Here is a 26878-nt window from a genome sequence, read left to right on the forward strand (position 1 = left end):
AACGGAAGCTTATTCCATCATGCTTGTAGGCTGCCATTCACCGGTGACCAGATAGGCAACCTTGCGGGCAACCGAAACTCCGTGATCAGCGAAGCGCTCAAAGTAACGGCTGGCAAGAGTGACGTCCACGGTGCTCGGCGCGGAGGCATCCCAGTCGCTGGCGGCAATGGCCTTGAATACTCCGGCGTGGAGTTCGTTGATGCGTGCGTTGTGCGCGGCAATGTCGTTGGTCAGTTCAAGGTTGCGCGTCTCCAGGAGGTCGCTGACTTTGGCGGAGATGGCAATGTCGAGTTCCGCGAGTTCCTTGAACGTGCCGGCGATGGAGGCGGGGATCACCTGCTCCGGGTACCGAAGGCGTGCCAGCTGCGCAACGTGACGGGCCAGATCACCCATGCGTTCCAATGATGCACTCATCCGCAGCGCACCCACGATCATTCGAAGATCACGGGCCACCGGTCCCTGTAGCGCCAGAACGTCGATCGCACGTTCGTCGAGATCGTTCTGCATAAAATCAATGCGCGCATCGGCAGCTATGACTTCTTCGGCGAGCTCAATGTCCGCATTTTCGAACGCCTCAGCTGCTTTGCGCATGGCTTCGGTGACCAGCCTGGAAATTTCAATCAGCTCTTCGCCGATCTGATGTAGCTCCGCCTGAAACACCTTACGCACTGGGCGTCCTTTCGTTCGTGGATCTCCGCGCGCCTGCGCAGTACAGTTGGCTATCTTTCCAGTTACGGGTGAACCGGTGTGCCACTTTAGGTGAACGTTAGTTGAACCATGGGTTGATTGCCACCGGATCGACGTCGGGTGTTGTCCGGGGCGCATAAGCTGAAGGCGTGAATCCCCTGACTGTTGGACTCGTTGCTGGGCTGCTTGGGTTGGCCGTTGGCGTCTTCGGCATGCTTGCGTTCCGGGCTAGCGAGCGTCAACGTCGGGAGCTGGTGGTGCCCGATGAGTTCGCGCTCCCGGATGGCTCTGCAGAGGTATTGTCTGTGATCGGCCGAGCGTATGTGATCGTGGACGCAATCGATGGCGTTCTGCGTGCAAGTCCTTCGGCTTTCGCTTATGGCTTGGTCCGTGGTCACTCCCTGGTTCATCCGGAATTGCTTGAGCTCACGGGCCGTGTCCGTCGGGACGGCGTGATCGAGGAGCGGTTGTTGGAGCTTCCGCGGGGCCCGTTGGGCGGAGGTTCCCTGGTGGTCGAGGTCCGGGTCGCATCCCTGGGGGCGGACTATGTCCTGGTGCTGGCAGATGACCGCACGGAGATGGTCCGCACGGAGGAGATGCGCAACGATTTCGTGGCGAACGTTTCTCATGAGCTGAAGACGCCGGTTGGAGCAATTTCACTGCTGGCAGAGGCGCTCGAAGATGCTGCCGAGGACGACCGCGCCGTACGACGCTTCGCGGCCAGGATGCACAAGGAGGCGGGCCGGCTGGCGGTTCTGGTCCAGGACATTATTGAGCTTTCGCGCCTTACAGCCACCAACGTTGTGCAGGAGGGGCAGCCTGTGGACATCAACGCGGTGGTCTCTGAAGCTGTGGACCGTAACAAGCTTCCCGCTGAGTCCAAGAACATTCAGGTCAGGGTGGGTGGCTCTGCCGGCAGCCCTGTTCATGGGGATCCTGAACTGCTTACCACAGCGTTCCGGAACCTCATTGACAACGCCATCCGATATTCACCTGAAGGCTCCCGCGTTGGTGTGGGGGTGCGTAGCCGAGATGGTCTCGCATGCGTGTCCGTGACGGACCAGGGGCCGGGCATCAGCCCCGAGGAGCAGGATCGCGTGTTCGAGCGATTCTACCGGCTGGACTCAGCGCGTTCGCGTCAGACGGGCGGCACGGGGCTGGGCTTGAGTATCGTCCGGCATGTCGTGTCCAACCATGGCGGTGAGGTGACCGTCTGGTCTCAGTCGGGTCAAGGTTCCACTTTTACGGTTCGGCTTCCCGAGCTTGAGGACGCAGAACCATTGCCCGACGACGCCGGGAAAGTGTTGACGACGGCGGTCACAGACGGCGTCATTCAACAGACACAAGCCAATGCGGCAGGCAAGGAGCAGTAGTTGACCAAGATTTTGATTGTGGAGGACGAGGAGTCCTTCAGCGACCCACTCTCGTATCTCTTGGAGAAGGAGGGTTTTGAGACGTGCGTTGTTGACAATGGATTGGACGCCATCACTGAGTTCGACAGGGCTGGGGCAGATCTTGTCCTGCTTGATCTGCAGCTTCCGGGACAGTCGGGAACCGAGGTGTGCAGGCAGTTGCGACAGCGTTCAGCTGTTCCTGTGATCATGCTGACGGCCCGGGACGCTGAGATCGACAAGGTTGTCGGTCTGGAGCTGGGTGCTGATGACTATGTGACAAAGCCATACTCGTCGCGGGAGCTGGTGGCACGGGTTCGCGCAGTGCTTCGACGGCAGGCAGAGCCGGATGAGCTCATTTCGGCGACGGTGCAGGCCGGGCCTGTTCGGCTGGATGTGGACCGCCATGTGGTGAGTGTGCGGGGTGAGCGCGCGCAGTTTCCCTTGAAGGAGTTCGAACTGTTGGAGATGCTGCTTCGGAATTCGGGTCGGGTGATGACTCGGGGTCAACTGATTGACAGGGTCTGGGGTTCGGATTATGTGGGGGATACAAAAACCCTCGACGTCCATATCAAGCGACTGAGAAGCAAGATTGAGTTGGATTCCGCGGCGCCGCGACATCTGGTGACGGTGCGTGGGTTGGGATATAAGTTCGAACCGTGACCTGAACCTGACGCGACAAAGGCCGGCAACCAGGTGGTTGCCGGCCATTGTTGTCTTGGCTCCTAGCGGTCGCCTTCCTCGGCGGGTGCGGAGGCAGTATCGGTTGGCTCGGGTGTGTATCCACCGGGAACGAATTCCTGATAGCGCTCAAAGGTTCCGTCGAGGACCGGGATCTTCAATTCCTTGGTCTCGGAGTTGACGGTGAACGGAAGGTCAACGAGCGCGCCCGGCCGTTCGCTGATCCCCTTCAACGTGCCGTCTTCGGTGTCTTTGTCTTCGAAGACAAACTTGCCGTCGCCAGGAACGGTGATGGTTGCCGACTCTGAGTCGCCCTCAATGGTGAGCTGCACATCGGATGACGACGTATTGAAGACCGTGCCCAGAAGGGTTCCTGGCTCGCCTTCACTGGGGGAGACTAGCAGTATATTGCGCAGCTGGAGAGGACCGAGGTCCTCGATAATCCCATCTCCTGCCGCGTATTCCATCGTGGTGGCCTGCGGTGACGCTACGCTGCAGCCTGTTGCCGCGAGCAGGGCGGTGGCGGCAATTCCTGCGGCTACGGTGCGCTGCACGTGTTTCCTGGGTGCAAATTTCACAGCACGAACTCCTGGTCAGATAATGTTTTCCGGTCGGCAAAGTAATCCCTAGCCTATCGGCTCAGGGCTAATTTGGTGGACTCCTCGTGTCCGTTGCCACACGGGGTGCTGGAACTTCCACACCACCTACTGTTGGTCCATGCACTGATCTTCACGTTCGTCAAGGAACTTTCGTGTTTTGCGCATACTATCCACTGCCCGACTTCTAGCCCGTCTGACCTGCGGTAACGCCTGTCGGCGTGTCGAAAACGTGATAAACTGAGGACCGGGAAAGGGGAAAGTTCATATGGTTTTTGAGGTCGGCGAAACAGTAGTTTATCCTCACCACGGCGCAGCGAAGATTGAGGAAATCAAGAAGCGCACCGTTAAGGGTGAGGAGAAGATGTATCTCAAGCTACGGGTCGCCCAGGGCGATCTCGTGATTGAGGTTCCGGCAGAGAACATTGACCTCGTTGGGGTTCGCGATGTCGTTGGTAAGGAAGGTTTGGAGCGCGTTTTTGACGTTCTTCGGGCCGAGTTCACGGAAGAGCCCACCAACTGGTCACGTCGTTACAAGGCCAACTTGGAGAAGTTGGCTTCCGGCGACGTCATCAAAGTAGCTGAGGTTGTCCGTGACCTATGGCGACGAGACAATGACAGAGGGCTTTCCGCGGGCGAGAAGCGGATGCTTGCCAAAGCGCGGCAGATCCTCATTTCGGAACTTGCACTGGCGGAGAAGACCGACGAAGAGAAGGCTGCAAGCGTTCTCGATGAGGTCCTTGCTTCCTAATTCATCGCGTACGTGATGAACGTTAATGATTTGTGAAGGCGATCGGTCCATTGGATCGGTCGCCTTCTGCGTGTTCGGATATCCTTGAGCGGTGAGCTTGAGATTTTATGACACCGTGACCGCGCAGGTCCGGGACTTCGTTCCCTTGGTCCCCGGGCAGGTGAGTCTCTATTACTGTGGAGCCACGGTTCAGGGTGACCCGCATGTAGGTCATCTTCGTTCGGCTATTGCTTTCGATCAGCTCACCCGTTGGCTGGAGGCCAGGGATCACAGGGTTACTGTGGTGCGGAACGTGACCGATATCGACGACAAAATCCTGCTGAAGTCTGCAGAGTCGTTCAGCGATGCCCCGCCTCCGGGCGCCGTCGTGAGGGAACCATGGTGGGCGCTAGCTTACCGCTTTGAACAGGTATTTCTGAGCGCCTATGACGTTTTGGGCGTCAGGCGACCCACGTATGAGCCGCGCGCGACAGGACACATACCAGAGATGCACGCCCTGATCTCTGCCCTGATCGAACGGGGTCACGCCTATCCGGGCACGGATGCCTCGGGTGACGTCTACTTCGACGTCCGCTCGTGGGATGCATATGGTTCCCTGACCCATCAGGACATCGATGAGATGCAGGCAGCCACCGATGCGGATCCGCGTGGAAAACGCGACCCACGCGATTTTGCGTTGTGGAAGGGCCATAAGGAGGGTGAGCCGGAGAGTGCCGCATGGGATAGTCCCTGGGGACGGGGACGTCCGGGATGGCATCTGGAGTGCTCGGCAATGGCGGCGAAGTACTTGGGTTCCCGGTTCGATATCCACGGTGGCGGCCTTGACCTGCGCTTCCCGCATCACGAGAACGAGCTCGCCCAGTCAACGGCTGCGGGTCAAGATTTCGCTAATTTCTGGATGCATAACGGCATGGTGACGTTCCAGGGAGACAAAATGTCCAAGTCGCTCGGTAACGGTGTTGGCCCTGACGAGTTGCTTGCCAAGGCCAGCCCTCGTGTGGTCCGGTATTACCTTGGCCAGGCCCACTACCGTTCCGTCCTCGATTACCGCCCCTCGTCGCTGGAGGAGGCCGCAGCTGCCGTTGCCCGCATCGATGGGTTTATCGCCAAGGCGAGCGTCCGCGTGACCGGCGCGGAGGGACGGATCCCGGAACAGTTTGCACTCGCTATGGACGATGACCTAAACATTCCGCAGGCTTTGGCCGCTCTCCATCAGTCGGTCCGGGCTGGCAACACTGCCCTCGCTTCGGGGGATACGACGGTCGTGGACCGTGCCCTTGGTGAAGTGCTGGCCATGACTGAGGTGCTGGGACTGGACGACGCCGGCGTGGCCGATGGCGCGGGCGGACCGGAACTGAAGGCGCTCGGAACGCTGGTGCAGGGTCAACTCGATCTTCGCGCTGAAGCGAAATCATCGAAGGACTGGGCTCGGGCGGACGCGATCAGGGATGCTCTGGCGGTTGCCGGAATCACTATTGAGGATTCATCTGACGGCTCCACCTGGAACCTGAATCCGCGTTAGCCCTGGACAACACCGATTTTTTCGGTCCGCGTAGACTGTACACATTCTCGACTTCTATCCAAAGGTGATTCTCCATGGCCAATACCGGACGCCCCGGGGCTGGGCGCAAGAACAAAAAGGGGCCTTCCGCTGGTACCGGTGGGCTCGGCCGTAAAGCGCTGGAGGGCAGGGGCCCTACTCCCAAAGCGGAGGATCGCACGTACCACAAGGCTTATAAGAACAAGGAGCTAGCGGAGCGGTCTGCAACCAAGCATTCCGGTCGTGGGCCGGCCGGAGCACGCGGCGGTTCACGCGGGGGACGCAGCAAGAACGCAGAGGAAATGGTCACCGGTAGAAACTCGGTGGTCGAGGCTCTGCGTGCGGGGATCCCTGCGAAAGCACTGCATGTTGCGGTTCGCATCGATATGGATGACCGTGTCCGCGAGTCGTTGAAGGCCGCGACGGAACGCGGCATTCCCGTGATGGAAACGGGAAGGCCCGAGCTGGACCGGATGACGGACGAGGCCATCCACCAGGGCCTGGCCCTGCAGATCCCACCATATGAGTATGCGGAGCCGGTTGATCTGGCCGCGGAGACTTTGGAGAAGTGGCACAAGGGTCATGTGGGCAATGCACCCTTGTTTGTGGCTCTGGACGGCATCACGGATCCACGGAACCTTGGAGCCATTATCCGGTCGGTATCTGCGTTTAGCGGGCACGGCGTGATTGTGCCCGAACGTCGTTCGGTGGGCGTCACGGCGTCCGCATGGAAGACCAGTGCCGGTGCTGCCGTGCGAGTCCCCGTGGCCCGTGCTGGAAACCTGAACAACACGCTCAAGACGTTCAAGAAGATGGGCATCTTTGTCTTGGGATTGGATGGCGACGGCGATATTTCGTTGCCGGATCTGGCGCTTGCGAAGGATCCTATTTGCCTGGTGGTCGGCTCCGAGGGCAAGGGGCTGTCCCGGTTGGTGCGCGAGAACTGCGATCAGATTGTTTCCATTCCGATCAATTCCGCCATGGAGTCTCTTAACGCATCGATGGCTGTGGGCATCAGTCTGTATGAGGTTTCCCGGCAGCGGTCCGCGCGTTGATTCTTGAGTTCCGTCAATGAGTGATCCGCAATTCGAGGGCGCCTCCGTGGCGTCCTCTGCGGGTGCTTTTGTCCGTAGCGGAAGCCGGTCAAGACCTTTTCCTTTGGGAGTAACCATCGGATCGGATGGCCTCGGGGCAAATGCCGCGGTATTTGCGCCTGCCCAGACGGGCCTCACAGTGCATTTTCGTTCTGCAGACGGTCGCTGGAGTTCGGTCCCGCTGACAGATTTCACCGACGGGGTCCATCATGGGATCGTGCCAGGGTTGGAGGCGGGGTGTCTTTATGGCGTGTGGCCCCAGGGTCGCTCGCTTCATGGCGCACCGGAAAAGTCGCAGCTGTTGCTGGACCCGTATGGGCGTAGCGTCGAAACGATCCCTACGGACGCGGGGGTGCAGTATTGGTCGGCCGTCGTCGATCCTGCGTTCGATTGGGGTAATTCTTCCCGTCCCGGGATTCCGCTGCGGGACACGGTGATCTATGAGGCGCATGTCAAAGGACTGACAGTCGCCCATCCGGACATCCCCGAAGAGCTTCGTGGGACCTACGCGGGATTAGCTCACCCTGTGATGATCGAGCACCTGACTGCCCTCGGTGTGACGGCGGTGGAATTGCTGCCCGTGCATTTTCACATAGACGAGCCACACCTGCGTAGCTTGGGCCTTAGCAATTATTGGGGCTACAACACGCTCGGTTACTTTGCGCTTCACACTGAGTACGCCACGGAGTCCGCACGCAGCGCCGGGCCCAAGGGTGTGCAGGACGAGTTCAAGGGCATGGTGCGGCTCCTACATGAGGCCGGACTCGAAGTGATCCTCGACGTTGTGTATAACCACACTGCCGAGGGCGGTGCTGATCAGCCGGCCCTGAGCTGGCGGGGGCTGGGCGAGCAAGAGTATTACCGCCACCATCAGGATGGCAGCTACGCGGACACCACCGGGTGTGGAAATACCCTGGATTTCTCGCAGCCGTGGGTCGTGCAGTTTGCTCTGGACTCGCTGCGGTACTGGGTAGAGGAGTTCCGCATCGACGGATTCCGTTTTGATCTTGCGGTGTCACTGGCCAGGGATGCAAGCAACCGTTTCGACCCCTGGCACGCCTTCCTGGTTGCGGCTCGCGCAGACCCCTCTCTGTCCGGCGTCAAGCTCTTCGCCGAGCCGTGGGACGTGGGGCAGGACGGTTGGCAGACGGGTCGTTTCCCCGTGGGATGGGCGGACTGGAATGACAGGTTCAGGGATACGGTCAAGGACTTCTGGTTGGCGGATGCTGCATCAATGCACGACGGCGGCGGAGCAGGTTCGGTGGCGCATATCGCCGGTTGTCTGGCTGGTTCCGCGGATGTTTTTGCTCCGTCGGGCCGTTCTCCCTTGGCCTCGTTGAACTTCATCACCTCGCACGATGGTTTTACCCTGACTGATCTGACCGCCTACAACAGCAAGCACAATGAGGCCAACGGAGAGCACAACCGTGACGGCCATAGCGATAATCGGAGCTGGAATCATGGTGCGGAAGGGGCTACGCAGGACGCCGCGATCCTTCGATCCAGGGATCAGACTGCTCGCAACCTGATGGCCACACTGTTGCTTTCCCTCGGCATTCCCATGATCACGGCCGGAGACGATCTGGGTCGTTCGCAGCAAGGAAACAACAATGCATATTGCCAGGACAACGAGATTGCTTGGCTTGATTGGACGCGTAGTGGCCGCCAGCGGAAGATGTTCCACACCACTCGATCGCTGCTGAAGATTCGCCGTGAGTTCCTGGCGCATCAGCCGTACAGCTACCCGACGCGGGGTGACAGCTCATACCTGCTGTGGTTCAACGCGGAGGGACAACCTATGACTCAGGAGCAGTGGGGATCAGATAGGGTCGTGCAGCTGCTGCTGGGGTCACCGAACGGTATTCTCGACGGTCTTATTGTTGTTAACGGAGGGCTAAAGAACGTGGACGTTGTCTTGCCTCATCCTGCCGCGCTACGTGAGTTTGGATTATCGGAGGATGATGTCCTGTTATTCGATCGCAGATTCTCCACAGCGGTAACCGATTCGCGGCGCGGTCGCGTCACAGAGGGTGGACAGCAAGATCATGTGGAGGCAAACACTGTGACGGTTTATAGAGGCCGCGGCTGATGGCGTTTATCACAACAGCGAGCCGGGTGAAGCCGGCTGCGCGCGCGGCATGGGCGTTGATCCTGGTGTGCCTTCTGGGCGTTGTTCTGGGTGGGTGTGCTCTGATGGCGCCCGGAGGCACGGTATCCGCACCCACAAACCCCGCGCTGACAAATACGTCACCGTCAGCCCCCGCTTCCACTGCGCTGGTACCGGAGAATCACTCCGGGTTGCAGGGCATCGCCGAGAGTGAGCTTCCGCCGGAAGCATGGGACACGCTGGATCTCATCGGGCACGGTGGGCCTTTCCCGTTCGACCGAGATGGCCTCACCTTCCGTAATTCCGAGCGTCTCCTCCCAGCTGAACCGCGCGGTTACTACCGCGAGTACACGGTGATCACCCCTGGTGAGAGCGATCGTGGCGCCCGGCGCATCGTTGTGAGTGACGGTCTGGAAAAGTACTACACCTCGGATCACTACAGCACTTTCGCGTTCATTGAAGAGGGACAATGACCGGGACCACAGTGGATGAGGCAATCCGGGCAGCGGCCGCGGAGGGCCGGCGCACTATCGTCATCGGCCCTGTACCATCGTTGGCGAAACTCTATGACGAGTTCGCGGCGAAGCTCCATTTCCCTGGGCATTTTGGCCACAACCTGGATGCGCTCTATGACTGCCTGTTGGATTATGCTTTGGCTTTGAATGATCCAGTCACCCTCGTATGGGTGCTCGATCCGCAGGCTAAAGGCATCGACGTCGACGAGGTTTGCGGCATCCTTGAGGACGTCGAAAACTACGCCTCCTCAGGCAAAGGTAAAACCGCACCGTTCACGGCTCGCGTTCTGGACTGAGCGCAGTTCAGGCGTTCGCGACCAGGCCCAGTTCGGACCGCGAGGTCAGGTGCTGGTGAGCTGGAAGTACGCGCACTGTGTAGCCAAATGGCCCCGGATGGTTCACATCGATCTGGCCGGCAAACACGTACCGTCCTTGCCCAAGTCCTTCCACAGCGGACAGCGCTTGAAGCGCAACATCTGTTAGCTCATCAGAATCGCTGACTCGGCCATACACCGTTTCCACCAGCACATCCTCGGGTGAGAGTGCTCCCAGGGAAATGTAGGCACTCACGTCTAGCCGGTCCCCGATGTGAGGGTCCTCTGTCACGCCAGTGGAATCGACGTGTTCCACGGCGACAGCATCCCAGGTGTCCCGCAGCTGTCTGACGTATGTCGCCAACTGGCGGGCGGCGGCGTAATCATTGTCTCGTGCGGTGCGCCCGGACTGCGCCGCGGGAACGTACAACCCCTGAACGTAATCCTGCAGCATCCGTTCGGCGGAGACGGCAGGACCAAGCTCGGCGAGCGTATGCTTGACCATTGCCACCCAGCCGTGTGGAACGCCGTCGGACACGGCCGTGGCGGGCGCCGCATGGGCACCATAGGCTTCCTCGCGCTGTCCCTCGTAGAACAGTGGAGTGACCTGCGTTTCGAGCAGGTGGTAGAGCGCCGCCGATTCGATGTCATCTCGTTGCTCTCCCGGCGTTCCTGGTTCTGCCGTGGGAATGGCCCAGCCGTTGTGGCCGTCGTACATTTCATCCCACCAACCGTCGAGAACAGACAGATTGAGGCCGCCATTGATGGCGGACTTCATACCCGAGGTTCCGCAGGCTTCTAGGGGACGAAGAGGGTTGTTGAGCCAGACATCGCAGCCGGGAAACAGCGTCCTGGCCATGGCAATGTCGTAGTTGGGGAGGAATACGATCCGGTGGCGCACCTCAGGATCGTCCGTGAAGCGAACCAGGTCCTGAATCATGAGCTTGCCCTGCTCATCCGCAGGGTGAGACTTGCCGGCAATCACGAGTTGAATCGGACGCTCGTCGTCCAGCAGTAGCGCCTTCAGCCTCGCCGGGTCCCGGAGCATGAGAGTGAGCCGTTTGTAGGTGGGCACACGACGCGCGAACCCGATCGTGAGCACGCGCGGGTCGAGAACGGACTCGGTCCACTCCAGCTCCGACGGCGACGCGCCGCGCTTACGCCATGATGCCTTCAGCCGTAGTCGCACGTCCTTAATGAGCTGCTCGCGCATCTGACCTCGAAGTGTCCAGATGTCGGCGTCATCGACGTCGAGTGCCTTGCCCCAGGCCGGATCCAGAATGGACTCCCTACCAAATTTTTCCCGCGCGAAGTCCGCAATGAGGGGGTCTACCCACGAGGGTTCGTGCACTCCGTTGGTGACGGAACCGATGGGTACTTCCGCGGTGTCGAACCCAGGCCACAAACCGGAGAACATCCCGCGAGAGACCTGACCGTGAAGTTTCGCTACGCCGTTGGCGCGTTGTGCAAGTCGCAAACCCATGACGGCCATGTTGAACTTTGTCGGGTCGCCGTCGTCATAATCTTCGTGGCCCAGGGCAAGAACCTGGTCGATGGGGACTGAAGGTGCCAGCCCAGCGGCGAAGAAATGTGAGACCTGGTCCCGCTCAAATCTGTCGATCCCGGCGGGAACCGGAGTATGCGTGGTGAATACGGTAGACGCCCGCCCTGCCGCGAGCGCTTCATCCCAGCTGAGCCCGCCGTCCATGAGTTCGCGAATTCTCTCGATGCCAAGGAAGCCGGCGTGGCCTTCATTGGTGTGAAATACCTCTGGTGCCGGAGCGCCAGTGAGCTTTTCAAAAGCGCGCAGGGCCTTGACTCCGCCCATTCCCAGCAGGAGTTCCTGCTGCAGCCGGTGGTCGCCACCGCCGCCGTAGAGCCTGTCTGTAATGGACCGGGCAGCGTCGTCGTTCGAGGGAACGTTCGAGTCGAGCAGGAGTAACGGAACACGTCCGACGTCGGCGCGCCAGATCCTGGCGTGGAGCGCCCGCCCATTGGGCAAGGGCAGGGAAATCTCCGTGGGGGTGCCGTCGGATTCGCCAAGCAGCGTCAGGGGTAGTTCATCCGGGTCCAGTACTGGGTAGGTTTCTTGCTGCCAGGCGTCACGGCTGAGAGATTGCTTGAAATATCCGGACTGGTAGAGCAGGCCTACGCCAATTATGGGCACGCCGAGATCTGATGCGGCCTTCAGATGGTCACCGGCAAGGATGCCGAGTCCGCCGGAGTACTGGGGCAGTACGGCGCTGATGCCATATTCCGGGGAGAAATAGGCGATGCTTTCGGGGGCGTCCGGCCCCAGCGACTGGTACCAGCGCGGTTCGAAAAGGTACTCGTTGAGCTCACTGCCAAGATGGGTGATGCGATCCACCAGTTGGGGTGAGTCGGCGAGTTTCTGCAGCTGGTCTCTGCCCAGCGATCCGAGGAACACCAGGGGATCTTCGTTACTCGCTTCCCAGGCCGCCGGATCGATGTCGTGGAACAAGCGCCGAGTAGGCAGATGCCACGACCATCGGAGGTTGCGGGCCAGTTGGCCCAGCGTCGCGATGTTTTCCGGAAGCACGGTTCGGACAGTAAATCTGCGGATAGCCTTCACGAGCGCAACGTTAGCGCACTTCAGTCGTTGATCGGGAGCGGTGCTAAGCGAACTTTGAATACTTCTGCTGATTTCTTAGCAATCGGTCCTGATTGTCGATAACGTCTAACTTGTGAGTAAACCAAGCGAGACGCCACACGATGTCCTATCAGCGCCTGGAATCCGGTTCGGCCGGATCCCCATCACCGCAGTCTCTCCGGTTGTCGAAAGTGGGCTTTTTCCTGCCAAGGCCATGCCAGGGGAGGACATCGGCGTGGGTGCAACTGTATTCCGTGAGGGGCACGATCAGCTGGGAGTGACGGCGGTGCTGTCCGATCCCGCCGGCGCAGAGGTCCAACGGGTGGCCCTGCAGATTGCCGCGCCTGGCACCGACCGCTGGGAAGGTGTGATCCGGCCAACACACACCGGTAGGTGGACGTTCCGGGTGGAGGGATGGACGGATCGCTACGCTACGTGGAGCCACAACGCCAGCATCAAGATCGCTGCCGGAGTCGATGTCGACCTCATGTTGCAGGAGGGTGCGGCACTGTTCACAGATGCAGCCGCGGAATCGGATGTTCCGTCGTCGTGCCGTAGCGTTTTCAGGAGTGCAGGTGCAACTCTTGCCAATTTGTCGCTCTCCACCGAAGAGCGTCTGCACGCCGGACACGACGACGCAGTTCGGGCGGCCATTGCGGCTCATCCGCTGCGGAGCCACGTCAGTGGATCGTCGGAGTTCCCCCTTCAGGTAGAGAGAGAACGGGCAGGGCGCGGTTCTTGGTATGAGTTCTTCCCGCGGTCCGAGGGGGCGGTCTATGACTGGGTATCGAAGTCCTGGACGTCGGGGAACTTCCGGACGGCAGCCGAGCGGCTACCAGCGGTGGCAAAGATGGCGTTCGACGTCGTCTACCTGCCGCCGATCCACCCCATTGGTGTAACCCATCGGAAAGGCCCCAACAATACGTTGACGGCCGGCCCGACGGACCCCGGCTCCCCGTGGGCCATCGGGGCGGCCGAGGGTGGCCATGACGCCATCCATCCGGACCTGGGTACCTTCGCGGACTTTGACGCTTTCGTCGCTAGGGCGGAGGCACTCGGTATGGAAGTTGCACTCGATTTGGCGTTGCAAGCCTCACCGGACCATCCGTGGGTGGATGAGCATCCGGAGTGGTTCACTACGCGGGTTGACGGGTCCATCGCCTACGCAGAGAATCCGCCCAAGAAGTACCAGGACATCTACCCACTGAATTTCGATAATGACCCGGACGGTCTTTCGCGAGAAGTCCTACGGATCGTTCGTTTGTGGATCAGCCATGGTGTGCGGATATTCAGGGTGGACAATCCCCACACCAAACCCGTCATGTTCTGGGAGTGGCTTATCGGTCAGGTCAACGAAGAGGACCCCGGCGTCGTTTTCCTGGCGGAGGCATTTACCCGTCCGGCCATGATGCATGCCTTGGGCAGAGCCGGATTCCAACAGTCGTATTCCTATTTCACGTGGCGGAACACCAAGGAAGAGCTTGAGGAGTACTTCACGGAAGTCAGTCATGAAAGTCCTGCTTTCTTCAGGCCTAACTTTTTCGTCAACACTCCGGATATTCTCAGTGAGTTCCTACAGTATGGTGGGCCTGCCGGGTTCAAGATCCGGGCTGTTCTGGCATCCATGGCCAGCCCGCTCTGGGGAGTGTATTCGGGCTACGAGCTCTTTGAGCACGTAGCGCGTCCTGGAGCAGAGGAGAACATTGACAACGAAAAATTCCAGTATCGACCGCGCGATTACGAGGCAGCTGAGGCGGAGGGCCGAAGTCTGGCTCCATATCTGACGAGATTGAATGAGATCCGCAGGGCCCATCCGGCACTCGGAGATTTGCAGAACCTCACGTTGCACTCGAGTACTGACGAGGCAACGCTGGTCTTTTCGAAGCATAAAGAGACAGATAACGGCATGGACACCATCATTGTGGTCATCAATATAGACCCGCACAGTGCTAGGGAAAGTACCGTTACCCTAGATCTGGAAGCGCTGCGGCTTGAGGCAGGAGACCAATTCCCAGACGGATCTTTCTGGGTGGATGATCTGCTCAGCGGAAACAGCTGGCAGTGGAATATGAATAATTACGTGAGGCTGGATGCGCACGTGGAACCCGCTCACATCCTGTCGATTAGAAGGAGCCACTAGTGCCCTACCCGTACTCGCTGCATGCGCCAGGACTTACCCACGACCCGCACTGGTATCGGAAGGCTGTCTTCTATGAAGTTCTGGTCCGCGGTTTCGCGGATGCCAACGGGGATGGATCAGGCGATTTCTCCGGCCTGATCGAGCGTCTTGACTATCTGCAGTGGCTGGGAATCGACTGCCTGTGGATTCCGCCGTTCTTCAAGTCACCTTTGCGCGATGGCGGCTACGACATCGAAGACTATTACGACGTGCTGGACGAGTTCGGCACCATCAACGATTTCAAGCGGCTCGTCACGGAAGCACACGCCCGCGGTGTGCGCGTGGTCATCGACCTCCCGCTGAATCACACCTCTGACAAACACAACTGGTTCGAGGAATCCCGCACCAATCCTGACGGCCCCTATGGGGACTTCTACGTCTGGAGCGACACGGATGAGAAGTATGAGGATGCGCGGATCATTTTCGTGGATACGGAGGAGTCCAACTGGACCTTCGATCCCATTCGCCGTCAGTTCTTCTGGCACCGATTCTTCAGTCATCAGCCGGACTTGAACTTCGAGAACCCCAAGGTGATCGAGGCCCTGTACGACGTCGTCAGGTTCTGGCTGGATCAGGGCATCGACGGTTTCCGTGCGGACGCTATTCCCTACCTCTTCGAGGAGGATGGAACAAACTGCGAAAACCTGCCGAAAACGCACGCGTTCCTCAAGGACCTACGCGCAATGGTGGACCACGAGTACCCAGGCCGCGTCATCATCGCTGAAGCCAATCAGATGCCGGAAGAAGTGGTTGAGTATTTCGGTGATGAGAACGGGGCGGAATGCCACATGTGCTTCCACTTTCCGATCATGCCGAAGCTCTTTTATGCCCTGCGGGACCAGAAAGCCGCACCAATCATTCAGACGATGGCCGAGACCCCAGAAATCCCGGCCGGAGCCCAGTGGGGCACGTTCCTACGAAACCATGATGAGTTGACCCTCGAGATGGTCACTACCGAGGAACGCGAGGCCATGCTCGGCTGGTACGCCCCCGATTCACGCATGCGCGCGAACGTGGGTATCCGGCGCAGGCTGGCGCCTCTGCTCGATAATTCTCGCGCGGAAACAGAGCTCATTCATGCCATGCTGCTCTCTCTTCCGGGCAGTCCGTTCTTGTACTACGGGGACGAGATCGGCATGGGTGACAACATCTGGCTCGATGACCGTGACGCGTCTCGAACACCCATGCAGTGGAATCCAGACCGTAACGCTGGATTCTCCACAGCCGATCCAGGAAAGCTGTATCTTCCCGTCGTTCAATCCCTCGTTTATCACTACAATCACGTCAACGTTGAGGCGCATCTGGCCACGTCCGGGTCGCTGTTGCACTGGGTACGGCAGATGCTGGCAGTTCGTCGCGCCCATCCTGCGTTCGGGTTGGGGTCTTACCGCAGCGTCCCCACGGATTCCGAACATGTACTCGCTTTTCTTCGGGACTTACCGGAGGGGAATATCGAGGGCGAGCGTGCGGAGACCATTTTCTGCATTTTCAATCTCTCCCAGCATCCAGTCGCTGCACGCATGCAGTTGCCAGAGTATGCGGGCCGTGGTCTGCGTGATTTGTTCGGAGGTACGCCTTTTCCCGAGTTCGGCGCCGACGGCAGCATTACGTTGACCATGGGCAGCCATGACTTTTACTGGCTACGGATGCGCTCCGCGGCTTCTAATACGGCGTCACCCCAAACAGGGGTGCTTCCTGTGGTAACGGCTACGAAGGTGGTTGACTGATGTCGATTATGACCCCCGCGCTCCCTGATCTACTCGAATCCTGGCTGCCCGGCCAGCGCTGGTTCCCGTCCCGAGGCCGGGAGGTGAAGCTGCGCAGAGTGGGCGGCATTAAATTGCAGGACCCTGCTGGCGAGGTGGGACTTGAGGTGCACATTATCGCCGTTGTCTCTGGTCGGCGTACAGACGTCATTAGTGTGCCATTGAGTATCCGGTCCAAACCCGCGACGGAATCCGGCATGGTGTTCATCGGTGAATCGGAGCATTCGGAGCGCGGCAGACGCTGGGTTTATGACGGCACGTCGGATCCCGTGTTCGTTGCAGCATGGCTGGAGTTGATGCGTACTTCGGGTACCACGGCAGATGATCGCACTGAGGGCCAGGCCCATGGTGGGTTTGAGTCGTGGAACGGGTTTCCGCTCGCGGTCTCTTGCCGTGCCCTCGCCGGGGAACAGTCCAACACGTCAGTGGTTGTCGAGACCGACAGGGTCCCGCTGATTGTGAAGTTCTACCGCATTCTGGCGGAGGGAAACAGCCCTGATGTTGAGGTCAGTGCAGCCCTCACGAGTGCTGGTTCCACCGATGTTCCAGTAACTTACGGTGCGGTTCGAGGCAGCTGGCGCACGGGAAGCGGTGAGTCGGAGGAGTGGACCGGCGGTCACTTGAGTGTTGTGCGCGAATTTGTTCAGGACGGTACTGACGCGTGGCGCAGTGCCTCAGCCGCGGCTCTTGATGGTGTCGACTTCACGGCGGAGGCGGAAGAATTGGGCCGTGTCACTGGGCGTATCCATGCCCAGTTGCGTCGGGAACTGGGCTCGCGTGCGGCTACAGCGGATGAGACGCAGGAATTCTTGGAAACGGTGGTGCATCGCATCCAGTGGGCGTGGCGGGAAGGGCACGACGTCGTCGGTCCACTGGACGCAGAGGTGGACCGGTTACTGTCGCAGCTTCGTGCCTTGGAAGAGCTTCCGGAGCTGCAGCGGATCCATGCCGATTATCACCTCGGTCAGGTCCTTTATTCGCCTACCCGGGGCTGGATCGTTCTTGATTTTGAGGGGGAGCCGCTGCGCTCGGCGGCTGAGCGAAGCGTCCCGGATGTTCCGTTGCGGGACGTTGTGGGCATGCTGCGTTCTTTTGACTATGCGGCCGGGGTTGTCATCAACGCTGCGCCCCCGGCCAATCGAATCGGACGCACCGAGGAAGCGCGCCGGTGGGCCAAAGCAACCAGCCACGCCTTCCTGCGGGGCTACGAGGAGGAGTCGGGCAACAGAATCGACCCCACAGAAGTTCTTTTCACGGGGCTCTGGGTGGATAAGGCGCTGTACGAGGTCGTCTACGAACTACGAAGCCGCCCGGACTGGGTGGAGGTTCCTGCTACGGCGGTACGTCGCGCGCTCGATTCGATCCCGGGTGAGGTGTTGAGAGTGGAGGCTCCCGAACGAAGCAGCGTGCCGCAGTTCGTGCCTGCCGAGATTCTGCAGGCGGTGTCTGAGGGCCGGTATCATCAGCCTCATCAGGTGCTTGGTGCACATCTAGCCCCCGAGGAAGACCGTTCCGCACAGGAATTGGTCACCGTCCGCACGCTTCGCAGGCTCGCCCAGAGCGTCGAGGTCGTTAGCTCCAGCGGTACTTTTGCTCTTACCCATGAGCACAACGGGATCTGGGCCGGGACGGTGCCGGTTGAGCGGGCGGGGCACGTGCCGGACTACCGGCTGAGCGTGATGTACGACGGCGGCACTGCTGAAACGGTGGATGACCCGTATCGTTTCCTTCCCACTCTGGGTGAGATGGATCTGCACCTGATCGGCGAGGGACGGCACGAGTCGTTGTGGACGGTTCTTGGTTCCCATGTGCGACATTATTCGTCGGTCCTTGGTGATGTAAACGGTGTCAGTTTCGCTGTGTGGGCACCGAACGCACGTGCTATCCGCGTAAAAGCAGATTTCAACGGTTGGGATGGCTCCGTCCATGCCATGCGCAGCCTGGGTGGTTCAGGTGTGTGGGAGCTTTTCATCCCGGACGTTGAGACGGGAGCCCGCTATAAATATGAGATTCTCGGCAGCGACGGTCAGTGGCGGGATAAGGCGGACCCCATGGCGCGGTTCACTGAGGTTCCGCCGTTGACGGCCTCGCGCGTTGTCGAATCCACGTATTCCTTTGAAGACGATCAGTGGATGGCTGAGCGGGCTGAGCGTAATCCGCATAACGGGCCCATGAGTGTCTACGAAGTTCACCTGGGTTCCTGGCGGGTGGGCCTGAGCTACCGGGAACTTGCGGATCAGCTGGTTGAGTATGTGCAGTGGCAAGGATTCACCCACGTGGAATTGATGCCGGTGGCAGAGCATCCTTTCGGCGGTTCGTGGGGCTACCAAGTCACGTCTTACTATGCACCGACGTCGCGTTTCGGGGATCCTGATGATTTCAAGTTCTTGGTGGATCGGTTGCATCAGGCGGGTATCGGCGTCCTTCTTGACTGGGTGCCGGCGCACTTTCCGAAGGACTCTTGGGCGCTGGCAAAATTCGATGGCCAACCGCTGTACGAACACCCCGACCCATTCCTGGGCGAACACCAGGACTGGGGAACCCTGATCTTTGATTTTGGCCGCAACCAGGTGCGCAACTTCCTTGTTGCCAATGCGTTGTACTGGTTGGAGGAGTTCCATATAGATGGTCTCCGCGTGGATGCCGTGGCGTCCATGCTGTACCTGGATTATTCGCGTGAGGCCGGGCAGTGGCGTCCGAACGTTCGTGGTGGTCGCGAAAATCTTGAGGCGATCGCCTTCCTCCAGGAGGTCAATGCGACAGCGTATCGGCGGGCGCCGGGAGTTGTCATGATTGCGGAGGAGTCCACAGCGTTCGACGGCGTTACGCGCCCGACGTCGGCTGGCGGGCTTGGCTTTGGCATCAAGTGGAACATGGGGTGGATGCACGATTCGTTGCAGTATGTGGCGGAAGATCCGATCAATCGTGGATTCCATCACAACAAGGCGACGTTCTCTTTGGCCTATGCGTATACGGAGAACTTCCTGTTGCCTATCAGCCACGATGAGGTTGTGCACGGCAAGGGCTCGCTGTTGCGCAAGATGCCGGGGGATCGGTGGCAGCAGCTAGCGAACCTTCGCGCGTACTTTGCCTTCCAGTGGGCGCATCCGGGTAAGCAGCTGATATTCATGGGAACGGAATTCGGCCAGGAATCAGAGTGGTCGGAGGCATATGGCTTGGACTGGTGGCTGTCAGAGAACCCTCCGCACAAGGGGGTGCAGGAGCTGGTCCGGTCGTTGAATGCCGTTTACCGCCAGACGCCGGCACTCTATGCGCAGGACAACGAACCGTCGGGGTTTCAGTGGATCGACGAGAACGACCGCGCGCACAATGTCTTGTCGTTCATCCGATGGGATCTGGATGGTAAGCCACTGGTCTGCGTGGCGAACTTCTCCGGGAGCACGCATGAGGGATACCGATTGGGCCTGCCGAATGCAGGACAGTGGCGGGAAACTCTCAATACAGATGCCAGTGAATTCGGCGGAGCCGGTGGTGGAAACATGGGCGTCGTTCAGGCATCGGACGGCGGGGTCAGCGGGCAACCGGCCGGTGTCTCATTGACGTTGCCGGCGCTCTCGGTTCTGTACCTGATTCCAGCGTAGGTTCGAAGTCGCTATGTTACTGGCGAGGGCCCGTCGATCCCGGTGACAGCACTTCGGAAACTCGTCATCTGGATGATTTACATTCCCCGGGAAACGGTGTTAGAGTTTATATCCGCTGCTCAAGGGGAAACCCAGGAGCTAGCAGATGATCTTCCTCTAGAACTCAGGTTCCGGCTCGTATTTCGGGTCGTGGAAGATCAGGCCGGTTTGACTCTTACAGGGTGAGCGGGTAAGTTTGAGAAGTTGCTCCGGAGCGATGCAGGGCCTGTTGTTTGGGTGTTGTTGGTGCCGGTAGTGCCTGTTGTTTGAGAACTCAATAGTGTGCCAAGTTTGTTGATACCAATTATTTATTGGTTGATTTGGTTGTGGTGCCACACCCCGTGTGGTGGCTATGACTTTTTTAGCTGAGGTTGAATTTAGTGCAATGCTGTTACCCGTTTTCCCGGGTGGTGGTGTTGTGTCTGTAGTAATCATTTACGGAGAGTTTGATCCTGGCTCAGGACGAACGCTGGCGGCGTGCTTAACACATGCAAGTCGAACGATGATGCCTAGCTTGCTGGGTGGATTAGTGGCGAACGGGTGAGTAACACGTGAGTAACCTGCCCTTAACTCTGGGATAAGCCTGGGAAACTGGGTCTAATACTGGATATGACTTTTCACCGCATGGTGGATTGTGGAAAGAATTTTGGTTTTGGATGGACTCGCGGCCTATCAGCTTGTTGGTGAGGTAATAGCTCACCAAGGCGACGACGGGTAGCCGGCCTGAGAGGGTGACCGGCCACACTGGGACTGAGACACGGCCCAGACTCCTACGGGAGGCAGCAGTGGGGAATATTGCACAATGGGCGAAAGCCTGATGCAGCGACGCCGCGTGAGGGATGAATGCCTTCGGGTTGTAAACCTCTTTCAGCAGGGAAGAAGCGAAAGTGACGGTACCTGCAGAAGAAGCGCCGGCTAACTACGTGCCAGCAGCCGCGGTAATACGTAGGGCGCAAGCGTTGTCCGGAATTATTGGGCGTAAAGAGCTCGTAGGCGGTTTGTCGCGTCTGCTGTGAAAGCCCGGGGCTCAACCCCGGGTCTGCAGTGGGTACGGGCAGACTAGAGTGATGTAGGGGAGACTGGAATTCCTGGTGTAGCGGTGAAATGCGCAGATATCAGGAGGAACACCGATGGCGAAGGCAGGTCTCTGGGCATTAACTGACGCTGAGGAGCGAAAGCATGGGGAGCGAACAGGATTAGATACCCTGGTAGTCCATGCCGTAAACGTTGGGCACTAGGTGTGGGGGACATTCCACGTTTTCCGCGCCGTAGCTAACGCATTAAGTGCCCCGCCTGGGGAGTACGGCCGCAAGGCTAAAACTCAAAGGAATTGACGGGGGCCCGCACAAGCGGCGGAGCATGCGGATTAATTCGATGCAACGCGAAGAACCTTACCAAGGCTTGACATGGACTGGAAACACCTGGAGACAGGTGCCCCGCTTGCGGCCGGTTCACAGGTGGTGCATGGTTGTCGTCAGCTCGTGTCGTGAGATGTTGGGTTAAGTCCCGCAACGAGCGCAACCCTCGTTCTATGTTGCCAGCACGTGATGGTGGGGACTCATAGGAGACTGCCGGGGTCAACTCGGAGGAAGGTGGGGACGACGTCAAATCATCATGCCCCTTATGTCTTGGGCTTCACGCATGCTACAATGGCCGGTACAAAGGGTTGCGATACTGTGAGGTGGAGCTAATCCCAAAAAGCCGGTCTCAGTTCGGATTGGGGTCTGCAACTCGACCCCATGAAGTCGGAGTCGCTAGTAATCGCAGATCAGCAACGCTGCGGTGAATACGTTCCCGGGCCTTGTACACACCGCCCGTCAAGTCACGAAAGTTGGTAACACCCGAAGCCGGTGGCCTAACCCCTTGTGGGAGGGAGCCGTCGAAGGTGGGACTGGCGATTGGGACTAAGTCGTAACAAGGTAGCCGTACCGGAAGGTGCGGCTGGATCACCTCCTTTCTAAGGAGCATTTGCAATACATCGCATCGCCAACTGGTGGTGGTCAGGTGGTTGTGAGGTTACTCATTGCAGGGACGTTTGTTTCCTGGTGGGTGCTCAAGGGTGGAATATCAACAGATAGTCGCGTCGTAGTGTTCGGGTTGTGGTGAGTACGGGCTTCCTTTGAGGGAGTTGTGGAAAGCTGTGGATTCGTTCGGTGGGGCGTATGCGTTTGGCACGCTATTGGGTTTTGAGGCAACAGGTTCATTGGTTGGTGGTTTCGCATCTTTTGGGTGTGGGGTTCATTGGTTGGTGGGTGTTGTTTCTGTTTGTTCCTGTCCTTGACTGGTAGGCATGTCTGTGTGATGTGTTTGTTGGTGGGGTTTGGGGTTGTTGTTTGAGAACTACATAGTGGACGCGAGCATCTTGTAAAAGAAGCAATTTCTAAGAAGAACCTGGTTTTGTCATGTCCTTTGGGGCATGGTTGATTTGGTTCTCTCGAGTAGCTGTTTTGATCTTAGTGGTCAAGTTTATAAGGGCACACGGTGGATGCCTTGGCATCAGGAGCCGAAGAAGGACGTAGGAATCTGCGATAAGCCTGGGGGAGTCGATAACCGGACTTTGATCCCAGGATGTCCGAATGGGGAAACCCCGCCCGGCCAGCGATGGACCGGGTGACCCGCATCTGAACACATAGGGTGCGTGGAGGGAACGCGGGGAAGTGAAACATCTCAGTACCCGCAGGAAGAGAAAACAATAGTGATTCCGTTAGTAGTGGCGAGCGAACGCGGAACAGGCTAAACCAGTGGTGTGTGATAGCCGGCGGGCGTTGCATCACTGGGGTTGTGGGACTTTCCATACCAGTTCTGCCGGATTGGTGAAGTGAGTGCAGGCGTAGAGGTGAATGGGTTGGAATGCCCGACCATAGACGGTGAGAGTCCGGTAATCGTAATGCGTGCTGCCGCTTGGAGAGTATCCCAAGTAGCACGGGGCCCGAGAAATCCCGTGCGAATCTGCCAGGACCACCTGGTAAGCCTAAATACTACCTGATGACCGATAGCGGACCAGTACCGTGAGGGAAAGGTGAAAAGTACCCCGGGAGGGGAGTGAAATAGTACCTGAAACCGTGTGCCTACAAACCGTCAGAGCGGGCTAGTTCCTGTGATGGCGTGCCTTTTGAAGAATGAGCCTGCGAGTTAGTGTTACGTCGCGAGGTTAACCCGTGTGGGGAAGCCGTAGCGAAAGCGAGTCTGAATAGGGCGAGTTTAGTGGCGTGATCTAGACCCGAAGCGAAGTGATCTACCCATGGCCAGGTTGAAGCGCGTGTAAGAGCGCGTGGAGGACCGAACCCACTTCAGTTGAAAATGGAGGGGATGAGCTGTGGGTAGGGGTGAAAGGCCAATCAAACTTCGTGATAGCTGGTTCTCCCCGAAATGCATTTAGGTGCAGCGTTGCGTGTTTCTTACCGGAGGTAGAGCTACTGGATGACTGATGGGCCCTACAAGGTTACTGACGTCAGCCAAACTCCGAATGCCGGTAAGTGAGAGCGCAGCAGTGAGACTGTGGGGGATAAGCTTCATAGTCGAGAGGGAAACAGCCCAGACCACCAACTAAGGCCCCTAAGCGTGTGCTAAGTGGGAAAGGATGTGGAGTTGCGAAGACAACCAGGAGGTTGGCTTAGAAGCAGCCATCCTTGAAAGAGTGCGTAATAGCTCACTGGTCAAGTGATTCCGCGCCGACAATGTAGCGGGGCTCAAGTACACCGCCGAAGTTGTGGCATTCAAATATTAGCCAAGCCTTCGTGGTTCAGGCGTTTGGATGGGTAGGGGAGCGTCGTGTGGGCGGTGAAGCTGCGGTGGAAACCAGTGGTGGAGCCTACACGAGTGAGAATGCAGGCATGAGTAGCGAAAGACGGGTGAGAAACCCGTCCGCCGAATGATCAAGGGTTCCAGGGTCAAGCTAATCTGCCCTGGGTAAGTCGGGACCTAAGGCGAGGCCGACAGGCGTAGTCGATGGACAACGGGTTGATATTCCCGTACCGGCGAAAAACCGTCCATACTAAACTGGTGATACTAACCATCCAATCTATGTGCCAGTGCCCTTCGGGGCCCGTGTATGTAGGGAGCGTGGGACCTGATCCGGGGAGGTAAGCGTATTAACAGGTGTGACGCAGGAAGGTAGCCAGGCCGGGCGATGGTAGTCCCGGTCTAAGGATGTAGGGTCGCGGATAGGTAAATCCGTCCGCGTGTGTTCAATCACGCTCCTGAGATCTGACGGGACCCCCGTAGGGGGGAATCTGGTGATCCTATGCTGCCAAGAAAAGCATCGACGTGAGGTTTTAGCCGCCCGTACCCCAAACCGACACAGGTGATCAGGTAGAGAATACTAAGGCGATCGAGAGAATTATGGTTAAGGAACTCGGCAAAATGCCCCCGTAACTTCGGGAGAAGGGGGGCCCCAACTGTGAAGGTAACTTGCTTACCGGAGCGGATCGGGGCCGCAGAGACCAGGGGGAAGCGACTGTTTACTAAAAACACAGGTCCGTGCGAAGTCGCAAGACGATGTATACGGACTGACTCCTGCCCGGTGCTGGAAGGTTAAGAGGACCGGTTAGCTCACTTGTGAGCGAAGCTGGGAATTCAAGCCCCAGTAAACGGCGGTGGTAACTATAACCATCCTAAGGTAGCGAAATTCCTTGTCGGGTAAGTTCCGACCTGCACGAATGGAGTAACGACTTCCCCGCTGTCTCAACCATAAGCTCGGCGAAATTGCAGTACGAGTAAAGATGCTCGTTACGCGCAGCAGGACGGAAAGACCCCGAGACCTTTACTATAGTTTGGTATTGGTGTTCGGTGTGGCTTGTGTAGGATAGGTGGGAGACGTTGAAACCCGGACGCTAGTTCGGGTGGAGTCATCGTTGAAATACCACTCTGGTCACTCTGGACATCTAACTTCGGCCCGTAATCCGGGTCAGGGACAGTGCCTGATGGGTAGTTTAACTGGGGCGGTTGCCTCCTAAAGAGTAACGGAGGCGCCCAAAGGTTCCCTCAGCCTGGTTGGCAATCAGGTATCGAGTGTAAGTGCACAAGGGAGCTTGACTGTGAGAGCGACAGCTCGAGCAGGGACGAAAGTCGGGACTAGTGATCCGGCGGCACATTGTGGAATGGCCGTCGCTCAACGGATAAAAGGTACCTCGGGGATAACAGGCTGATCTTGCCCAAGAGTTCATATCGACGGCATGGTTTGGCACCTCGATGTCGGCTCGTCGCATCCTGGGGCTGGAGTAGGTCCCAAGGGTTGGGCTGTTCGCCCATTAAAGCGGCACGCGAGCTGGGTTTAGAACGTCGTGAGACAGTTCGGTCCCTATCCGCTGCGCGCGTAGGAAATTTGAGAAGGGCTGTCCTTAGTACGAGAGGACCGGGACGGACGAACCTCTGGTGTGTCAGTTGTACTGCCAAGTGCACCGCTGATTAGCTACGTTCGGGAAGGATAACCGCTGAAAGCATCTAAGCGGGAAGCCTGCTTCGAGATGAGATTTCCATACACCTTGTGTGTGAGAGGCTCCCAGCTAGACCACTGGGTTGATAGGCCGGATGTGGAAGCAGGGACTAAAGACCTGTGAAGCTGACCGGTACTAATAAGCCGATAACTTACACCACACCATCACCTTTAACAGGTGATGGCTAGATCAAAGTGCTACGCGTCCACCATGTGGTTCCCAACCAACAAACCAGGGAACACTTACAACAACATAAAACGAAGTTGTAACCATATACTTCCACCCACCACACCTCCTGAGACGATCGGGACGGTATGGTTTGAGGGTTAGGAAAAAGAGTTACGGCGGTCATAGCGCGGGGGAAACGCCCGGTCCCATTCCGAACCCGGAAGCTAAGACCCGCAGCGCCGATGGTACTGCACCCGGGAGGGTGTGGGAGAGTAGGTCACCGCCGGACACATACTAAGGCTCAGGCCCCACACCACACGGTGCGGGGCCTGACCCACTTAACACCCCAACGCGCCACAACATTTGGTACGCACCATACGCATCTGGGGACTCACATAACCGGCGCGCTGTGAGGACCAGGACGTTGCACGTGTAGTTATCGACTGGGATTTACAGGTGAGTACTTCCCCGCCCGAGGGAGACCCCCGAGTTCACGCTCCGCGCCATCCCAGCGCGTTTTTCCTGGGTGGGCGGATGCCAGCGGGCCTTCCTCGGTCCCCTAACCGCATGGCTCACCGCAACAGTCCGCAGCCCAGCCTACTTGCTACTTGCTGGGCTTCCTCAAGGTGACAGCCGGGCAGCTTCGCGCAGCGCGGGTAGGTTCTTACGCGAGTACTTCCAGACGAACCCATTTGACGTGCCGAACGTCGCCTGCGCCTAGCGCACGCTGTGCCGGCATGTAGGTCGATGTGCGTGAATCTGCTTTTGTGTCCACCCCCGTACACAAAACTCAGGCTGTCCTGTCCCGTTTGCGGACGACCCAATCACAAGAGCTGAGTTTTCGGCCCGATAGAGCGGGCTCTTCCGTTGTTTCGGACTTTCTGAGTAAGGGACAGCTGTCGTCATAGTTACCTGGTCCGCGGTGAAATGGATGCGCTTTTGGCCCGTGTAAAGATCGATTTGCACGTGCCGGATATGCCGTGTAATGTCTTCTAAGTCGCCGCAGCCACGCAGTGAAAACCGCGAAGGATTGACGGAGGCCGACCCCCAAGAAGCAGCCGAAATTTCGGTTGATTCGCCGTGATTTTCTAACGCGGGGTGAGTTCGGATGAAGATTGGAAGGCCGCAGAGCGGATTTGCCAAACTGAGTCGGAGCGGGTAAGTTTGAGAAGTTGCTCCGGAGCGATGCAGGGCCTGTTGTTTGGGTGTTGTTGGTGCCGGTAGTGCCTGTTGTTTGAGAACTCAATAGTGTGCCAAGTTTGTTGATACCAATTATTTATTGGTTGATTTGGTTGTGGTGCCACACCCCGTGTGGTGGCTATGACTTTTTTAGCTGAGGTTGAATTTAGTGCAATGCTGTTACCCGTTTTCCCGGGTGGTGGTGTTGTGTCTGTAGTAATCA

The 26878-nt window shown here is 58.4% G+C and carries 14 protein-coding genes and 3 rRNA genes; 14 read left to right on the forward strand and 3 right to left on the reverse strand.

What is annotated here, in order from left to right; translation table 11 throughout:
* Positions 1–9 precede the first annotated feature (9 nt).
* Positions 10–669: a phosphate signaling complex protein PhoU gene (gene phoU / locus JOE65_RS04545; protein ID WP_205162117.1), complete on the reverse strand. Its 660-nt coding sequence runs from the start codon at positions 667–669 to the stop codon at positions 10–12.
* Between the two features lie 167 nt (positions 670–836).
* Here phoU and JOE65_RS04550 point away from each other — a divergent pair, with 167 nt between their 5' ends.
* Both JOE65_RS04550 and JOE65_RS04555 read left to right on the forward strand, forming a co-directional pair.
* Positions 837–2060, forward strand: coding sequence for an ATP-binding protein (locus JOE65_RS04550; protein WP_205162118.1), 1224 nt, complete (start codon positions 837–839; stop codon positions 2058–2060).
* On the forward strand, positions 2061–2741 hold the full coding sequence (locus JOE65_RS04555; RefSeq protein WP_205162119.1) for a response regulator transcription factor: 681 nt from the start codon (positions 2061–2063) through the stop codon (positions 2739–2741).
* A 62-nt stretch (positions 2742–2803) separates the two neighbouring features.
* Here the strand turns inward: JOE65_RS04555 and JOE65_RS04560 are convergent, their stop codons facing one another.
* Positions 2804–3337, reverse strand: coding sequence for a hypothetical protein (locus JOE65_RS04560; RefSeq protein WP_205162120.1), 534 nt, complete (start codon positions 3335–3337; stop codon positions 2804–2806).
* Positions 3338–3623: 286 nt separating this feature from the next.
* On the opposite strand from JOE65_RS04560, the gene JOE65_RS04565 reads away from it, so the two are divergent.
* The 6 genes from JOE65_RS04565 to JOE65_RS04590 all read left to right on the forward strand — a co-directional run bounded on the left by JOE65_RS04565 (position 3624) and on the right by JOE65_RS04590 (position 9658).
* The gene (locus JOE65_RS04565; protein WP_205162121.1) at positions 3624–4106 is read left to right on the forward strand and encodes a CarD family transcriptional regulator; all 483 of its coding nucleotides are present in this window, start codon (positions 3624–3626) and stop codon (positions 4104–4106) included.
* A gap of 91 nt (positions 4107–4197) precedes the next feature.
* Positions 4198–5628: a cysteine--tRNA ligase gene (cysS, locus tag JOE65_RS04570; RefSeq protein ID WP_205162122.1), complete on the forward strand. Its 1431-nt coding sequence runs from the start codon at positions 4198–4200 to the stop codon at positions 5626–5628.
* A gap of 74 nt (positions 5629–5702) precedes the next feature.
* Positions 5703–6701 (forward strand): 23S rRNA (guanosine(2251)-2'-O)-methyltransferase RlmB, encoded by a 999-nt coding sequence (gene rlmB / locus JOE65_RS04575; protein ID WP_205162123.1) that lies wholly within the window; start codon positions 5703–5705, stop codon positions 6699–6701.
* Between the two features lie 16 nt (positions 6702–6717).
* On the forward strand, positions 6718–8829 hold the full coding sequence (gene glgX, locus JOE65_RS04580) for a glycogen debranching protein GlgX (protein WP_205162124.1): 2112 nt from the start codon (positions 6718–6720) through the stop codon (positions 8827–8829).
* A complete protein-coding gene (locus tag JOE65_RS04585) occupies positions 8829–9320 on the forward strand; it encodes a guanyl-specific ribonuclease (RefSeq protein ID WP_205162125.1) in 492 nt (163 codons plus the stop codon). The genes glgX and JOE65_RS04585 overlap by 1 nt, the downstream gene beginning before the upstream one ends.
* Positions 9317–9658 carry a barstar family protein gene (locus JOE65_RS04590; RefSeq protein WP_205162126.1) on the forward strand — a complete coding sequence of 114 codons (342 nt, stop codon included), beginning with the start codon at positions 9317–9319 and terminating at the stop codon, positions 9656–9658. Before JOE65_RS04585 ends, JOE65_RS04590 begins: the two co-directional genes overlap by 4 nt.
* 7 nt (positions 9659–9665) lie before the next feature.
* Here the strand turns inward: JOE65_RS04590 and glgP are convergent, their stop codons facing one another.
* Positions 9666–12269, reverse strand: a complete 2604-nt coding sequence (glgP, locus tag JOE65_RS04595; RefSeq protein WP_205162127.1) for an alpha-glucan family phosphorylase — start codon at positions 12267–12269, stop codon at positions 9666–9668.
* Positions 12270–12381: 112 nt separating this feature from the next.
* Between glgP and JOE65_RS04600 the strand changes: the two genes are divergently transcribed.
* From JOE65_RS04600 to rrf, 6 genes are all read left to right on the forward strand, one after another.
* Positions 12382–14427, forward strand: coding sequence for an alpha-1,4-glucan--maltose-1-phosphate maltosyltransferase (locus JOE65_RS04600; protein WP_338021545.1), 2046 nt, complete (start codon positions 12382–12384; stop codon positions 14425–14427).
* Positions 14427–16193, forward strand: a complete 1767-nt coding sequence (treS, locus tag JOE65_RS04605) for a maltose alpha-D-glucosyltransferase (protein ID WP_205162128.1) — start codon at positions 14427–14429, stop codon at positions 16191–16193. The genes JOE65_RS04600 and treS overlap by 1 nt, the downstream gene beginning before the upstream one ends.
* The gene (gene glgB / locus JOE65_RS04610; RefSeq protein WP_205162129.1) at positions 16193–19834 is read left to right on the forward strand and encodes a 1,4-alpha-glucan branching protein GlgB; all 3642 of its coding nucleotides are present in this window, start codon (positions 16193–16195) and stop codon (positions 19832–19834) included. Before treS ends, glgB begins: the two co-directional genes overlap by 1 nt.
* A gap of 473 nt (positions 19835–20307) precedes the next feature.
* Positions 20308–21830 (forward strand): 16S ribosomal RNA (locus JOE65_RS04615).
* A 501-nt stretch (positions 21831–22331) separates the two neighbouring features.
* Positions 22332–25468 (forward strand): 23S ribosomal RNA (locus JOE65_RS04620).
* 180 nt (positions 25469–25648) lie between these two features.
* Positions 25649–25765, forward strand: a 5S ribosomal RNA gene (gene rrf, locus JOE65_RS04625).
* Together the 16S, 23S and 5S rRNA genes form the textbook arrangement of a ribosomal RNA operon.
* Positions 25766–26878 lie beyond the last annotated feature (1113 nt).

This window comes from Arthrobacter roseus (assembly GCF_016907875.1).
Lineage (GTDB): Bacteria > Actinomycetota > Actinomycetes > Actinomycetales > Micrococcaceae > Arthrobacter_J > Arthrobacter_J roseus.